The sequence below is a fragment of the Bacillus cereus group sp. Bce019 genome (assembly GCF_051781745.1).
Lineage (GTDB): Bacteria > Bacillota > Bacilli > Bacillales > Bacillaceae_G > Bacillus_A > Bacillus_A cereus.
On record NZ_JBPWJX010000001.1, the window covers coordinates 552,155 to 566,000 of the forward strand.

Sequence of the window (13,846 nt, forward strand, 5' to 3'; positions counted from 1 at the left end):
TAGGTATAGTTTTCATTATAACGCTCAAATTAACAAAGATAAGAAGAAAAATGTTTTTTATATAGTTAAATTGGGAGGGTTTATATGAAAGTTCGTATATTGGCATACATATGTATATTTTCTTTATATGTCAGCTTAGGCTCTTATTCTGTTTTTGCACAGGATAACTTATATGAAGAAATTCAAAAGCATGCAAAACAATATGAGATTGCACCTCAAAATGCGATGATTGATAAAATATGGAAAGCAACACCAGGATATAATGGAAGACAAGTTGATATGGAAGCATCCTATAACAATATGAAGAAGCTAAAGGAATTTGATCAAAAACACCTTGAATTCAAGGAAGTATCACCGAGTGTCCATTTAGAAGATTTATCACCCGCTCCAATTTATAGAGGCCATCCGAATAAAAAAATGGTAGGATTAACAATAAATGTGGCATGGGGAAATGAGTATTTGCCTCGTATATTAGAAATATTGAAAAAGCATGATGTGAAGGCGACTTTCTTTTTAGAAGGACGTTGGGTGAAAGAAAATTTACGATTTGCAAAAATGATTGTCGATGCAAATCAAGAAGTCGGAAATCATTCTTATACGCACCCTAATATGAAAACGCTATCGTCTGATGAAATACGAGAGCAGTTACAAAAAACAAATCGAATGATAGAAGTAGTAACGAATCAAAAAGTAAGATGGTTTGCCCCGCCGAGTGGAAGTTTTCGGGATGAAGTCGTGAAAATCGCTGATGATTTCCAAATGGGAACGATTATGTGGACTGTCGATACAATCGATTGGAAGCGACCTGAGCCAGATGTACTATTGCAGAGAGTAATGAGAAAAATACACCCAGGTGCTATCGTATTAATGCATCCTACTTCGTCAACGGCAGAAGCATTAGATACAATGATTAAAAAATTGAAGGAACAAGGATATAAAGTGGGGAATATAACAGAATTACTGGATGAAAAACGTGTGGATTAAATACATTTGCATGACATTCATCCTTAAACTTGTTATCATTAAATAATAGCACTTATTTAGAGAAACTGGCAGTAGGAGGAAAGTTTTTGATTAAAAAATATACTTGTAAAAATGGTGTAAGAATAGTTATGGAGAATATACCAACTGTAAGATCGGTTGCGATTGGTATTTGGATCCATGCGGGATCAAGAAATGAAAATGAAAAAAATAACGGGATTTCTCACTTTTTAGAGCATATGTTCTTTAAAGGGACAGAAACACGTAGTGCACGCGAAATTGCAGAATCATTTGATAGCATTGGTGGACAAGTGAATGCTTTTACTTCAAAAGAATACACTTGTTACTATGCAAAAGTACTAGATGAACATGCTAAATATGCTTTAGATGTATTAGCTGACATGTTCTTTAATTCAACATTTGATGAAGAAGAATTGAAAAAAGAGAAGAATGTCGTATGTGAAGAAATTAAAATGTACGAAGATGCTCCAGATGATATTGTGCATGATATGTTAACGAAAGCAACATATGAAACGCATCCACTTGGATATCCTATTTTAGGAACAGAAGAAACGCTTAATACGTTTACAGGTGATACGTTACGTCAATATATAAAAGATCATTACACACCTGAAAATGTAGTTGTATCAATCGCAGGAAATATTGATGAAGCATTTTTACAAACAGTGGAGCAATATTTCGGTAGTTATGAAGGAACAACAAACCGTGAACAAGTACATAGCCCAATTTTCCATTTCAATAAGGTAGCCCGTAAAAAAGAAACGGAACAAGCTCATTTATGTCTAGGATATAAAGGCTTACAAATGGGACACGAAGATATTTATAACTTAATTGTATTAAATAATGTTTTAGGCGGTAGCATGAGTAGCCGTTTATTCCAAGAAGTACGTGAGCAACGTGGATTAGCTTACTCAGTATTTTCTTACCACTCTTCTTATGAAGATACAGGCATGTTAACACTTTACGGTGGAACAGGTAGCCAACAATTAGATACATTGTATGAAACAATGCAAGAAACATTAGAGACATTGAAAAATACAGGTATTACAGAAAAAGAGCTTATGAATAGTAAAGAGCAATTAAAAGGAAACTTAATGTTAAGTTTAGAAAGTACAAATAGCCGTATGAGCCGTAACGGTAAAAATGAATTGCTTCTTCGTAAACATCGTTCACTTGATGAGATTATTGAAAGTGTAAACACTGTAACAAAAGAAAATGTGGACGGATTAATTCGCAATATGTTTACTGACGAGTTCTCTGCGGCACTTATTAGTCCAGACGGAAAACTTCCAAAAGGAATAAAACTATAATCAATTTTTACGATGTAAAAAAAATAACCTTCTCTCTTTTTAAATGAGAGAAGGTTATTTTTTTTATACATATAGAATAGGTACTAATTATAGACAATGCAAATGAAAAATTCATTAGGGGAGTGGAGTGTGTATGCGATTAAGTGAATTAAGTGGTAAAGAGGTTGTAGATATAGAAAAAGCGGAAAAAATGGGAGTCTTAGGTTATATGGATTTAGAGATTAATGAGAAAGACGGGCAAATACAAACACTTATAATACCTGTAGGGAAGTGGGGAGGTTTTAAAAAGGAACCACAAGAAGTAAGGGTGGCATGGAGTCAAATAAAGAAAGTCGGACACGATATGCTTCTTTGTGATAGTATAGATCGTTCAAATTCGGAGTGAAGGATGGCCATTTTGGTCATCTTTTTTTGTATCTACATAGAAACCTGATAAATCATATGTGCATTTGGATTTTCAATCACCATAAACTCGTACATTACATATGATGTGGAGGAAAAAGAAAAAGTAGGCACTTTTCTTATAAATGACAGAAAAAGAAGGTGAATTAGGGAATGTTGACTGAGATGCATATTGCTGTCATAGGAGGAGATGCAAGACAGCTAGAAGTAATTCGTAAGCTAGTTGAATTGGATGCGAAACTTTCTTTGATAGGTTTTGATCAGTTAGATCATGGTTTCACAGGGGCAGCAAAAGAAAGTATACAAAATTTAGATTTCACTTCTGTAGACGCAATTATTTTGCCGGTTGCCGGTACAAATGCCAAAGGAGAAGTAGATACTATTTTTTCAAATGAAAAAGTTTCAATAACGAAAGAACAAATTGAAAATACACCAGAACACTTTACTATATATTCAGGTATTGGTACACCTTACTTGGAAAATCTCGTATCTACTACGAACCGAAAACTTGTTAAATTATTTGATCGTGATGATGTAGCAATATACAATTCTATTCCAACGGTAGAAGGTACATTAATGATGGTAATTCAACATACCGACTATACAATTCATGGGTCCAATGTAATGGTTCTAGGATTTGGTAGAACAGGAATGAGTGTTGCGAGAGCATTTCAATCATTAGGAGCCCATGTCAAAGTTGGAGCAAGACGATCTGAACATATTGCACGTATTACAGAAATGATGTTTTCTCCTTTTCATATGCAAGACATAGAGAAAGAAGTAGGAAATATCGATATTGTAATTAATACGATTCCGCACCTCGTTGTAACAGCGAATGTTATTGCAAAAATGCCAGCTCATACGTTAGTGATTGATTTAGCTTCTAAACCAGGCGGTACCGACTTTAGATATGCGGAAAAAAGAGGAGTCAAAGCATTGCTAGCACCTGGATTACCAGGTATTGTTGCCCCAAAAACGGCTGGGCAAATCTTAGCAAATGTTCTTTCTCAGTTATTAGCAGCAGATGCAATCGCAAAGGAGGAGGAAAAGAAATGAGTTTGAAGGGGAAACGAATTGGTTTCGGATTTACAGGTTCACATTGTACGTATGAGGAAGTTATGCCGCACTTAGAAAAATTAATTGCTGAAGGAGCAGAAGTACGTCCTGTTGTTTCATACACTGTTCAATCAACAAATACTAGATTTGGAGAAGGAGCAGAGTGGATTAAGAAGATTGAAGAAATAACAGGTTTTAAAGCAATTAATTCAATTGTTGGAGCAGAGCCACTTGGACCTAAAATTCCATTAGACTGCATGGTAATCGCTCCTTTAACAGGAAATTCTATGAGTAAATTTGCAAATGCAATGACAGATTCTCCAGTACTAATGGCAGCAAAAGCGACGCTAAGAAATGGCAAGCCTGTCGTATTGGCGGTTTCGACGAATGATGCTTTAGGATTAAATGGGGTAAATCTCATGCGCCTAATGGCAACAAAAAACATCTACTTCGTCCCATTCGGTCAAGATGCGCCAGAGAAAAAACCGAACTCAATGGTAGCTCGTATGGAGTTACTGGAAGATACAGTATTAGAAGCGCTGCAAGGGAAGCAATTGCAACCGGTGGTCGTAGAAAAATTCAGATATATGAATTAAAAAACGAAAAAAAACGGACAATTTTTGATGAAACCATCATTCTTACTGTAGAATATGATAAAATTAACATTATTAAGATTAGAAGGGGTATTGTATACTCCTTCTGATTCTAAGTTATAGAAGGATTGGTATCTAGAAAGGGGCATAGTGATGGAAAAGCAAAAAACTTTTCATGTCGCTGTAGTTGGAGCAACCGGCGCAGTTGGTGAACAAATGTTAAATACTTTAGAGAAACGAGAATTTCCAATCGGGAAATTAACGTTACTTTCATCTAAACGATCTGCAGGTAAGAAACTTGTATTTAAAGGCGAAGAATTTACAGTTCAAGAGGCAACTCCTGAAAGCTTTGAAGGAGTAGATATTGCACTATTTAGTGCTGGTGGATCTGTATCGAAACAATTAGCGCCAGAAGCAGCAAAACGCGGTGCGATTGTTGTTGATAATACAAGTGCATTCCGTATGACAGAAAACGTGCCACTTGTTGTACCTGAAGTAAATGAAAACGACTTAAAAGAACATAATGGTATTATTGCAAATCCAAACTGTTCTACAATTCAAATGGTAGTAGCTCTTGAGCCAGTTCGTCAGCAATATGGTTTAAAACGAGTAATCGTTTCCACATATCAAGCTGTATCAGGTGCTGGTGCGGCAGCTATTGAAGAACTGCATGAACAATCACAAGCAATCTTAAATGGCGAAGAAGTTAAGGCAAATGTTCTTCCTGTATCAGGTGATAAGAAGCATTTCCCAATTGCTTTTAATGCGATTCCACAGATTGATAAATTCCAAGATAATGGATTTACGTTTGAAGAAATGAAAATGATTAACGAAACGAAAAAAATTATGCATATGCCTGAATTAGAAGTAGCGGCAACATGTGTACGTTTACCAGTTGTATCAGGACACTCTGAGTCTGTTTACATCGAAGTAGAAAAAGAAGGCGTAACAGTAGCAGAATTAAAGAGCTTACTTGCAAATGCGGAAGGTATTGTTCTACAAGATAATCCAGAAGAGCAGTTATATCCAATGCCAGCTACTGCAGTAGGTAAAAACGAAGTATTCGTTGGAAGAATCCGTAAAGATTTAAATAACGATAAAGGATTCCATCTTTGGGTCGTATCTGATAACTTATTAAAAGGCGCTGCATGGAATTCTGTTCAAATTGCAGAGAGCTTAGTAAAATTACAATTAGTGTAAACGGCTAAGAGAAGGTGCAAAATATGAAAATAATTGTTCAAAAATTTGGTGGCACATCAGTACGTGATGACAATGGACGTAAGCATGCGCTTCATCATATAAAAAAATCATTAGCTGCTGGTTATAAAGTAGTTACTGTCGTATCTGCTATGGGCCGTAAAGGTGAACCATATGCAACGGATACGTTATTAAGTCTTGTAAATCAAGAGGAATCTACTATTTCTAAGCGTGAGCAAGATTTATTATTATCGTGTGGAGAGTTAATCTCTGCAATTGTTTTCTCTAATATGTTGAATGAGAACGGTATAAAAGCAGCAGCATTAAATGGTGCACAAGCTGGTTTTGTAACGAATGATGACTTTACGAATGCAAAGATTATTGAAATGAATTGCGATCGTATACATGAAGAGTTAGAAAATGTAGATGTAATCGTCGTTACAGGATTCCAGGGACAAACGAAAAAAGGTGATACGACAACACTTGGACGCGGAGGTAGTGATACTTCAGCTTCAGCATTAGGTGTTGCACTTCATGCTGAATACATCGATATATTCACTGATGTAGAAGGTGTTATGACTGCGGATCCTCGTATTGTAAAAGATGCACGTCATCTTCAAACTGTAACGTATAACGAAATTTGTAACATGGCTTATCAAGGTGCGAAAGTCGTTCATCCACGTGCAGTTGAAATTGCGATGCATGCAAAAGTGCCACTTCGTGTACGTTCTACGTATTCTGATAGTGAAGGTACGCTTATTTCAGCATATGACGGTGCTACAAGAGGTCGTGATGTAGAAGAACGTCCTGTTACAGGCATTGCCCACGTATCAAACGTAACGCAAATTAAAGTGCTTGCAAAAGAAACGGCATATGATTTGCAACAACATGTGTTTAAAGAGATGGCGAACGAAGGAATAAGTGTTGATTTAATTAATATTTCACCTACTGGCGTAGCATATACAGTGAGTGATAATGTATCAAGTCATGCAGTTAAATTATTACAGAACCTTGGATATGAGCCAATTGTGACAGAACATTGTGCGAAAGTATCTATCGTTGGGGCTGGAATGGCAGGATACCCAGGGGTTACTGCGAAAATCGTTACAGCTTTAGCGGAAAAAGGTATTCAAATCCTGCAATCGGCAGATAGTCATACAACAATTTGGGTTCTTGTAAAAGAAACTGATTTAGTGGAGGCTGTAAATGCATTACATAGTGCGTTTGAGCTTTCAAAAGAAAAGCAACTGGAACAATAAGGAGTGAGACCATGATAGATTTTGGGACAATTGCAACCGCGATGGTAACACCGTTTGATATAAACGGGAATATCGATTTTGCAAAGACAACGAAATTGGTAAATTATTTAATTGATAACGGTACAACAGCAATCGTGGTAGGAGGAACGACAGGAGAATCTCCTACATTAACTTCAGAAGAGAAAGTAGCGTTATATCGCCATGTCGTATCTGTTGTCGATAAAAGAGTGCCCGTAATCGCTGGAACAGGTAGCAATAATACGCATGCTTCTATTGACTTAACTAAAAAGGCAACAGAAGTTGGTGTGGATGCAGTAATGCTAGTAGCACCGTATTATAACAAACCGAGTCAAGAAGGAATGTATCAGCATTTTAAAGCAATTGCTGAAAGCACGCCGCTTCCGGTTATGCTATATAACGTTCCAGGACGATCTATTGTACAAATCTCCGTTGATACAGTTGTTCGTTTATCAGAAATAGAAAACATTGTTGCTATTAAAGATGCCGGCGGCGATGTGTTAACAATGACAGAAATCATTGAAAAAACAGCGGACGACTTTGCGGTATACAGCGGTGATGACGGTTTAACGTTACCAGCTATGGCAGTTGGAGCGAAAGGTATCGTTTCGGTAGCATCTCATGTTATCGGAAACGAAATGCAAGAGATGATTACAGCATTTCAAGTAGGAGAGTTTAAGAAGGCACAAAAATTACATCAATTACTTGTAAGAGTAACTGATTCATTATTTATGGCGCCAAGTCCAACTCCAGTAAAAACAGCGTTACAAATGGTTGGATTAGATGTAGGTTCTGTACGTTTACCACTTCTTCCATTAACAGAAGAGGAAAGAGTAACGTTACAATCTGTTATGCAATCTATCCCTCGTTAATAAAAAATGACCTAGTGTAGAACTAGGTCATTTTTTATTATATGCAAATCTTTTCCTCTTTTTTTCACCTATATGTGTTTTTATAAGAACATTAATCGCTTCTTCATTATATGTATAAGAAAATAATCATCCCCCTTTAACTGAGTCAAAAAATGATAGATATTATGGAATAAACGTAATAAACCACGGTGTCTGTTTTTAGAGAAATCCCCTAAAATGTGACGTAATTCATAAAAAAACTCCATTTTGTAAGTGTTTTTGTTGGATTCTAGAAAAATAAATCTTGAAACTCCCTATTATGAAATGAATTTAGCGTATGTATGGCTAGTTCTTCAAAATAATATGGAGTATAAAATCGGAGTAAATATAAAGGAAATACGTTCGATACTTTTATTGTCATTCCGTTCTTTTCCTCTTTCTTTCGCACGATTTAACTTGTGTTCTATTTCTTGTATCAGGTATAATATGGCTAAGTAGCTTAGTACGGGTATGCTTAGCAAAATTGGTAAAAATTATAATTTGATTACATTTTCATATCATATCGAATAAGATATTTGATTTATATAATGAAAGAGAGGTGAAACCTGGTTTAAAAAATAAACAAGGACATGATATCGCATAACGGTAAGGACATTCGTCTTGGACGGTGAATATATGGTGGTTGTAGAGTTTCCCCTGGTGTCTCTGCAATTTTAGTGAAATCAGTGTTTGAAAGATTTTTAAACCAGGCAACAACATGAAGAGAAAAGAGAATGAGTCTGTTAAAGTATTTGCTCTTGGTGGAGTAGGTGAAATCGGGAAAAACATGTACTGTGTTGAAATTGATTCTGAAATCTTTATCGTAGATGCAGGGTTAATGTTCCCGGGAGATGAAATGTTTGGAATTGATATCGTTATTCCTGATATTACATATTTAGTGGAAAATCAAGAGCGAGTAAAAGGTTTATTTATTACTCACGGTCATGAAGATCATATTGGTGGAATTGTGTATGTACTTCGTAAATTATCTATTCCAGTCTATGCAACGAAATTAACAGTAGGACTTATACAAGAAAAACTTGGTGAAGCGGGCATGTTAGGCCGTGTAGACTTAAAAACAATCGATTCAAATTCAACAGTAGAATTTAACACTACAACGGTGTCATTCTTCGGAACGACACATAGTATTCCGGATTCTGTTGGCGTTTGTTTCCATACATCAAAAGGTGCAGTCGTATATACGGGAGACTTTAAATTCGATCAAACTCCAATTGGAAATAGTGGAGCAGACCTTGGTAAAATGGCACAAATCGGAAATGAAGGCGTACTTTGCTTATTATCTGATAGTACAAATGCAGAGCGCCCAGGCTATACAGGTTCAGAAAAAGAAGTTGGTGTAGAAATCTCTAAAGTGTTCTACGGCGCAGAAGGTCGCATTATCGTTGCTTCATTTGCATCGAATGTACATCGTATTCAACAAGTATTTGATGCAGCTGCTGAAACAGGGCGAAAAGTAGCAGTAGTAGGACGTAGTATGGTGAAAGTAGTAGACATTGCAAGACGTCTTGGTTATTTAGATGTTCCAGAAGGTATGGTTATTTCATTACAAGAAGTAGACAACTTCCCAGAGAAAAAGGTAGCTATTTTAACGACAGGTAGTCAAGGTGAACCGATGGCTGCTCTATCTAGAATGGCAAAACAAGCGCATAAACAAATTTCAATTCGTAAAGGTGATACTGTTATCATTGCTGCTTCGCCAATTCCGGGTAATGAAATATCTGTATCAAAAATTATTGATTTGTTATTTAGAGCTGGAGCTGAAGTTGTTTATTACGGCGAACGAAAAGTTCACGTGTCAGGTCACGGTAGCCAAGAAGAATTAAAATTAATGTTAAATTTAATGAAACCAAAGTACTTTGTACCCGTACATGGTGAGTTCCGTATGCAAAAAGCACATGCATATTTAGCTGAAGATGTAGGTATTACAAGAGAAAATATCTTTATCGTAGAAAAAGGCGATGTAATTGCTTTTGGTGACGATGAAGCAAACTTAGTCGGTAAAGTACAAGCTGGTAATGTTTTAATTGATGGATTAGGTGTAGGTGACGTTGGTAATATCGTTCTTCGAGATAGAAAGATGTTATCTCAAGATGGAATACTAGTAGTTGTTGTAACGCTTGGTAAAGATGAAAAGAAAATTATCTCTGGTCCAGAAATCATTTCACGTGGTTTCGTATATGTTCGTGAATCAGAAGCGTTAATTGAACGATCTACAGAGATTGTACGTATGATTGTTGAGCAGTCAATTAAAGAATATTCAATTGAATGGTCAATGTTAAAACAAAATATTCGTGAATTATTAGGACAGTTCTTGTACGAAGAGACAAAGAGGAAACCTATGATTTTACCGATTATTATGGAAGTATAAAAAGATCACCCTTATGGGTGATCTTTTTTCTTTTTAACCCTATCGAATGAAATTTATAACTTAAGAAATAATAGTTATATACGAGTGAAAGGGGATGCGAAATGACAGAACGTGATCGATATACAAATGAAGAAAAAGAAGCTGAGCCAAAAGAAGCTGGAAAAGAGGCTTCAATAGTTGAAAAAATTCAACAGCTTGGACAGACAAATGTACCACAGATGAATGAATCACGTATTCATTGTTTAACGATTATCGGACAAGTGGAAGGTCATGTTCAATTACCACCGCAAAATAAAACAACAAAATATGAGCATATCATTCCGCAAATTGTTGCGATTGAACAAAATCCGAAAATTGAAGGTTTGCTTTTAATATTAAATACAGTTGGAGGTGACGTTGAAGCTGGGCTAGCAATTTCTGAAATGGTAGCTTCACTTTCAAAACCAACAGTATCTCTAGTTTTAGGTGGGGGACATTCCATCGGTGTACCGATTGCTGTTTCTACTGACTATTCGTTTATTGCGGAAACTGCGACGATGACAATTCATCCAATTCGTTTAACAGGTCTTGTCATAGGTGTGCCACAAACATTTGAGTATTTGGATAAGATGCAAGAAAGAGTCATTCGTTTTGTGACGAAGCACTCGAAAGTAACAGAAGATCGTTTTAAAGAGCTTATGTTTGCGAAAGGAAATTTAACGCGAGATATTGGGACGAATGTAATTGGTGGGGATGCAGTAAAGTACGGTCTTATAGATGATGTCGGCGGTATTGGAAATGCGATTCGAAAATTAAACGAATTAATAGATGTTCGTGCGGAAGATAGTACAGAAGGGACAATGCTACAATGATTTTATATACAATTATGCCAGAGCAACTTGTGTATCCGGTCGATTATTCACAATGTGAAAGTCAAAAAGTTGTAAATATAAATGGTGTGGAATTAATGGTTTCTGAAGAGGAACATGGATGTTATTCTATTGTACGTGTGCTAAGTACGGACCCACTTCACTATTTAGAGTTTGAGCCCGGTCAGAAAATAACCTTTTAGCAAAAAGAAGGATTTTGTTTAGAAGCTATGGTATAATATAAAAAACAAGACGGTTGAGCAGCCATGAGTAGGCTGCTTTCTTCTGTTTATTTAGCATTTTACAAGAAGTGTAAAAATAGAAGATATAAAGACCAGAAAAATAGAGAAAACAGACATATAAATAGAGCGTTTTGAAGGGAGCTTTACTTATATGTAGAACACGAGGTGAAGAAATGGCAAAACAAAAGCAAAGAGGGACGAAGGCAAAGGCAAGACGTACGATAAAGCCAACTTTGTATTATGAAATCGTCGGTTTAACTCTTTTTGCACTTTCAATCATTACGATTTTACAGCTAGGCGTTGTAGGGAAATCGTTTGTGTTATTTTTTCGCTTCTTCTTTGGTGAGTGGTACATAATTGGTGTGTTAGGTGTAATAGCTTTATCGGTTTCCTTTGTTATAAAACGCGGATGGCCGAACCTTTTAAATAAACGATTAATTGGATTTTATTTAATTGTATTGGCGATATTAATGTTTAGTCATATTACATTATTTAACCTTCTTACAAAAGATGGAGCAGTGCAAAATACTTCTGTTATTGTGAGTACGAAAGATAACTTCTTTCTTGAAATGAAAAAGGGGCCAGATAGCGTTCATTTAGGTGGTGGTATGTTTGGTGCGCTTATGTTCGCAACATGTTACTTCTTATTTGACGAAGTAGGAGCTTATATCATTGGTATTATTCTAGTTATTCTCGGTATACTTTGTATAACAAATAAGCATATTGGAGAAGTGTTAGCTCCAGTTGGTAGAATTCTTAGAAGTCAGTTTCAAGTGATGCAAGGGGATTATAAAGATTGGAGAGCCAAAAGAACGGCTGAACAAACAGAAAAGAAAAAAACAACAAGAAGCACAAGAAGCAAACGTGCTGCAGAACAAGAAGAAATTATTGAGCCGATGGAAGAAATCTCAATTGATCCTCCGATTATTTCGAATTTCACTGAGAATTATCCTGTAAATGAAGAAGAGGATAAACGAATCGAAGTAGAGCAAGAAGAGTTGATCACTTCACCGTTTATTGAAGAGACTCCGCCAATTGAAGAACCAAAGAAAAAGCGTGGAGAAAAAATTGTTGAATCGTTAGAGAGTGAAGCGCAAGCACCTCCTATGCAATTTTCAAATGTAGAAAATAAAGATTACAAGCTTCCTTCACTTGATATATTAAAATTTCCAAAGAATAAGCAAGTTACAAATGAAAATGCGGAAATTTATGAGAATGCTCGTAAATTAGAACGTACATTCCAAAGTTTCGGAGTGAAAGCGAAAGTAACAAAAGTGCATAGAGGTCCTGCAGTTACAAAATATGAAGTGTATCCTGATATGGGGGTAAAGGTAAGCAAAATTGTCAGTTTAAGTGATGATTTAGCCCTTGCTTTAGCCGCAAAGGACATTCGTATTGAAGCGCCAATTCCCGGGAAATCAGCTGTAGGGATCGAAGTTCCAAACTCAGAAGTTTCGATGGTAACGCTGAGGGAAGTTCTTGACTCTAAGGCTAATAATCATCCGGAAGAGAAGTTGTTAATTGGTCTTGGCCGAGATATTACAGGTGAAGCTGTATTAGCCCGTCTAAATAAAATGCCTCATTTACTCGTAGCTGGTGCGACAGGTAGCGGGAAAAGTGTATGTATTAACGGTATTATTGTTAGTATTTTAATGCGTGCAAAACCACATGAAGTAAAATTAATGATGATTGACCCGAAAATGGTAGAGCTAAATGTATATAACGGTGTACCTCATTTGTTAACGCCAGTTGTAACTGATCCGAAAAAAGCATCGCAAGCATTGAAAAAAGTTGTGAGTGAAATGGAACGTCGTTATGAATTGTTTGCTCATAGTGGTACACGTAACATTGAAGGATACAACGATTATATAAAAGAGCATAATAGTCAATCAGAAGCGAAACAACCCGAATTACCTTATATTGTAGTAATTGTGGACGAGTTAGCAGATTTAATGATGGTTGCTTCGTCTGATGTAGAGGATGCGATTATGCGTCTAGCGCAAATGGCTCGTGCTGCTGGTATTCATTTAATTATTGCAACGCAACGTCCGTCAGTTGACGTTATTACGGGTGTTATTAAAGCAAATATTCCATCACGTATTGCATTCGCTGTATCTTCTCAAACAGATTCTCGTACAATTCTTGACGGTGGTGGTGCAGAGAAGCTACTAGGTCGTGGAGACATGCTGTTTATACCAATTGGTGCATCGAAACCTGTACGTGTACAAGGCGCATTTTTATCAGATGATGAAGTTGAGAGAGTTGTAGAATATGTTATTGGACAGCAAAAAGCACAATATCAAGAAGATATGATTCCGCAAGATGTTCCTGATACGAAGCAGGAAGTAGAAGATGAATTATATGATGAAGCGGTTCAACTTGTAGTGGAAATGCAAACAGCATCTGTTTCTATGTTACAACGTAGGTTTAGAGTAGGTTATACGCGAGCTGCTCGCCTAATTGATGCAATGGAAATGAATGGTGTAGTAGGTCCGTATGAAGGGAGTAAACCGAGAGAAGTACTCATTAATGATGTACAAGAAAAAAGTTCTTAAAAAAAGCCTAATTGTTTTTACAATTAGGCTTTTTTATATAGTGTTTTTGTTATATACTATACTCAGCGATAAAGAAAGGGCTTAC

The 13,846-nt window shown here is 36.3% G+C and carries 12 protein-coding genes; all 12 read left to right on the forward strand.

The window, feature by feature from the left end; genetic code table 11:
- Positions 1–84: 84 nt before the first annotated feature.
- The 12 genes from ACS2QP_RS03010 to ACS2QP_RS03065 all read left to right on the forward strand — a co-directional run bounded on the left by ACS2QP_RS03010 (position 85) and on the right by ACS2QP_RS03065 (position 13,761).
- On the forward strand, positions 85–984 hold the full coding sequence (locus ACS2QP_RS03010; RefSeq protein ID WP_017672874.1) for a polysaccharide deacetylase family protein: 900 nt from the start codon (positions 85–87) through the stop codon (positions 982–984).
- An 86-nt stretch (positions 985–1,070) separates the two neighbouring features.
- Positions 1,071–2,312 carry a M16 family metallopeptidase gene (locus ACS2QP_RS03015; protein WP_000592996.1) on the forward strand — a complete coding sequence of 414 codons (1,242 nt, stop codon included), beginning with the start codon at positions 1,071–1,073 and terminating at the stop codon, positions 2,310–2,312.
- A gap of 133 nt (positions 2,313–2,445) precedes the next feature.
- A complete protein-coding gene (locus tag ACS2QP_RS03020; RefSeq protein WP_001239759.1) occupies positions 2,446–2,697 on the forward strand; it encodes a YlmC/YmxH family sporulation protein in 252 nt (83 codons plus the stop codon).
- A 170-nt stretch (positions 2,698–2,867) separates the two neighbouring features.
- Positions 2,868–3,770 (forward strand): dipicolinic acid synthetase subunit A, encoded by a 903-nt coding sequence (gene dpaA / locus ACS2QP_RS03025; protein ID WP_000954735.1) that lies wholly within the window; start codon positions 2,868–2,870, stop codon positions 3,768–3,770.
- Positions 3,767–4,366 (forward strand): dipicolinate synthase subunit B, encoded by a 600-nt coding sequence (dpaB, locus tag ACS2QP_RS03030; RefSeq protein ID WP_000053596.1) that lies wholly within the window; start codon positions 3,767–3,769, stop codon positions 4,364–4,366. The genes dpaA and dpaB overlap by 4 nt, the downstream gene beginning before the upstream one ends.
- Positions 4,367–4,516: 150 nt before the next feature.
- Positions 4,517–5,563 (forward strand): aspartate-semialdehyde dehydrogenase, encoded by a 1,047-nt coding sequence (gene asd, locus ACS2QP_RS03035; protein ID WP_000414847.1) that lies wholly within the window; start codon positions 4,517–4,519, stop codon positions 5,561–5,563.
- A gap of 23 nt (positions 5,564–5,586) precedes the next feature.
- Positions 5,587–6,819: an aspartate kinase gene (dapG, locus tag ACS2QP_RS03040; protein WP_000692451.1), complete on the forward strand. Its 1,233-nt coding sequence runs from the start codon at positions 5,587–5,589 to the stop codon at positions 6,817–6,819.
- A gap of 11 nt (positions 6,820–6,830) precedes the next feature.
- Complete coding sequence (gene dapA / locus ACS2QP_RS03045) at positions 6,831–7,709, forward strand: 4-hydroxy-tetrahydrodipicolinate synthase (RefSeq protein WP_000564766.1); 879 nt, start codon at positions 6,831–6,833, stop codon at positions 7,707–7,709.
- A gap of 736 nt (positions 7,710–8,445) precedes the next feature.
- Positions 8,446–10,116 (forward strand): ribonuclease J, encoded by a 1,671-nt coding sequence (locus tag ACS2QP_RS03050; RefSeq protein WP_000823096.1) that lies wholly within the window; start codon positions 8,446–8,448, stop codon positions 10,114–10,116.
- 101 nt (positions 10,117–10,217) lie between these two features.
- A complete protein-coding gene (gene tepA / locus ACS2QP_RS03055) occupies positions 10,218–10,967 on the forward strand; it encodes a translocation-enhancing protein TepA (protein WP_000139806.1) in 750 nt (249 codons plus the stop codon).
- On the forward strand, positions 10,964–11,167 hold the full coding sequence (locus tag ACS2QP_RS03060; RefSeq protein WP_000605036.1) for a YlzJ-like family protein: 204 nt from the start codon (positions 10,964–10,966) through the stop codon (positions 11,165–11,167). The genes tepA and ACS2QP_RS03060 overlap by 4 nt, the downstream gene beginning before the upstream one ends.
- Positions 11,168–11,379: 212 nt before the next feature.
- Positions 11,380–13,761: a DNA translocase FtsK gene (locus ACS2QP_RS03065; RefSeq protein WP_001118782.1), complete on the forward strand. Its 2,382-nt coding sequence runs from the start codon at positions 11,380–11,382 to the stop codon at positions 13,759–13,761.
- Positions 13,762–13,846: the final 85 nt, after the last annotated feature.